General features: G+C 40.9%; 4 protein-coding genes. All 4 read left to right on the forward strand.

Annotation, left to right across the window (positions count from 1 at the left end; genetic code table 11):
• Positions 1 to 71: 71 nt before the first annotated feature.
• The 4 genes from A3735_RS20435 (at position 72) to A3735_RS20450 (ending at position 1,384) form a co-directional block, all read left to right on the forward strand.
• On the forward strand, positions 72 to 350 hold the full coding sequence (locus A3735_RS20435) for a type II toxin-antitoxin system RelE/ParE family toxin (protein ID WP_068509678.1): 279 nt from the start codon (positions 72 to 74) through the stop codon (positions 348 to 350).
• Positions 350 to 643, forward strand: coding sequence for a HigA family addiction module antitoxin (locus A3735_RS20440; protein WP_068509680.1), 294 nt, complete (start codon positions 350 to 352; stop codon positions 641 to 643). Before A3735_RS20435 ends, A3735_RS20440 begins: the two co-directional genes overlap by 1 nt.
• 145 nt (positions 644 to 788) lie before the next feature.
• Positions 789 to 1,079, forward strand: coding sequence for a type II toxin-antitoxin system RelE/ParE family toxin (locus A3735_RS20445; RefSeq protein ID WP_068511197.1), 291 nt, complete (start codon positions 789 to 791; stop codon positions 1,077 to 1,079).
• Positions 1,080 to 1,093: 14 nt separating this feature from the next.
• Positions 1,094 to 1,384: a HigA family addiction module antitoxin gene (locus tag A3735_RS20450; RefSeq protein ID WP_068511195.1), complete on the forward strand. Its 291-nt coding sequence runs from the start codon at positions 1,094 to 1,096 to the stop codon at positions 1,382 to 1,384.
• Positions 1,385 to 1,737: the final 353 nt, after the last annotated feature.

A 1,737-nucleotide genomic window follows, 5' to 3' on the forward strand; every position in this document is an offset into this window, starting at 1 on the left:
ATAAGACTCATCCCGCAAATGGCGGCGTTATATTTATTGATGCATAGTGCGCATCATGCTACCATCAGCTTATGATTAAATCGTTTAAGCATAAAGGTCTCAAAAAGTACTTTGAATCAGGGAGTACTGCGGGCATTCAGAATAGCCATGCAAGGAAATTGAAAATGCAACTGGCGGCTATCGATACTGCTCATGTAATCGAGGATGTTGATTTACCAGGTTATCAATTGCACCCATTAAAAGGTGACCGTGAAGGTATTTGGTCTATTTCGGTTAATGGTAACTGGCGAGTAACTTTCGAATTCAAAGATGGCAATGCATTCATATTAAATTACGAGGACTATCACTAATGAGCATGTATAACCCTCCTCATCCCGGTGAGTTCATTAAAGAAACATACCTTGAGCCGTTCGGTTATAGCTGCCGCTTTTTAGCCAAACAGCTAGATGTCGCATCATCGACACTTAACCGTATTTTAAAGGGGCAAAGTGGTGTAACACCTGAAATGGCATTAAGGCTATCCAAAGCTGTAGGTCGTAGTCCTGAAAGCTGGCTGGCAATGCAAGACAACTATGACCTTTGGCAGGCCAAACAAAATATCAATTTAGGTAACGTTCACTCAGTTTCTTTTGAGGCTGCGTGATTAAATATAACAAAGCAATCTTGCGGAACTCCGTGAGCTGTCACCCTGTTTGCAAAAACACGCAAACAAGCCGCCATCTAACTCCGTCGCGCAAATTGCGGCGCTATATGTTGCATGAATACCGTGTATTCGTTAATATGCCTAAATGATTATTTCCTTTGGCAATAAAACTACATCAGATCTGTTTAATGGTGTTTCTAGTCGTTGGGCACGAAAGCTGCCCAATCAGATACATGAGTTAGTTTTATATAAGCTTGATGTTATTAATGCTGCTCAGAACCTAGATGACCTTAAGTCGCCTCCCGGAAATAGGCTTGAGCTACTTAAAGGTGACCTAGACGGTTTCCATAGTATTCGTATTAATTCTCAGTGGCGTATTGTATTTCGCTGGGATTCTAACGCTGCTCATGATGTCCAAATAGTGGATTACCACTAAATATGAGGTAAATTATGATTCCTTCAAATCGCATAGCAACACACCCAGGAGTTATTCTTCTCAAAGAGTTTCTAGAGCCTCTTGAGGTAACTCAAAAAGCATTGGCATTACATCTAGGCGTTCCTATACAGCGCATAAATGAAATAGTGCGTGGTAAGCGTGGGGTAACCCCTGAAACTGCATGGCTATTATCAGAGTCTTTTAATACGTCACCTGAGTTTTGGCTTAATTTGCAGTCAGTTCATGACTTATCAGCAAAACGGCCAGAAAATCATATTCAGCCCCTACAAGCAGTAGGCATATAACCAAGTAATCTTGCGGAACTTCGTGGGCTGTCACCTTGTTTGCAAAAACACGCAAACAAGCCGCCATTCCACTCCGTCGCGCAAATTGCGGCGTTATATGCGCAAAAGTACCAAACACTTGTACGCGGTTTTCTTAGTTTTGTGCAAAGATGGCCTTCTTATAAAGTCAGGTTATCATCAAGGTTCAGTGTTCTAAAAATTAGTTTTTTGCTCAGCGTAATCGGGTCACTTTGATGGGTGGTTTCGTTGACAGTTCAGGTAAGAATTTAGGGTTTATCGTGGTCAAAATCAGATAAACAAAATAAAAATTATTGTATGGTTTATTGCGTCGTTTCTGAGTTCTTAACAATAAA

Source organism: Oleiphilus sp. HI0061 (assembly GCF_001635675.1).

Coding starts and splice junctions, on each gene's coding strand:
- A3735_RS20445 (WP_068511197.1), top strand. CDS start 789: ATGATTATTTCCTTTGGCAATAAAACTACATCAGATCTGTTTAATGGT.
- A3735_RS20435 (WP_068509678.1), top strand. CDS start 72: ATGATTAAATCGTTTAAGCATAAAGGTCTCAAAAAGTACTTTGAATCA.
- A3735_RS20450 (WP_068511195.1), top strand. CDS start 1,094: ATGATTCCTTCAAATCGCATAGCAACACACCCAGGAGTTATTCTTCTC.
- A3735_RS20440 (WP_068509680.1), top strand. CDS start 350: ATGAGCATGTATAACCCTCCTCATCCCGGTGAGTTCATTAAAGAAACA.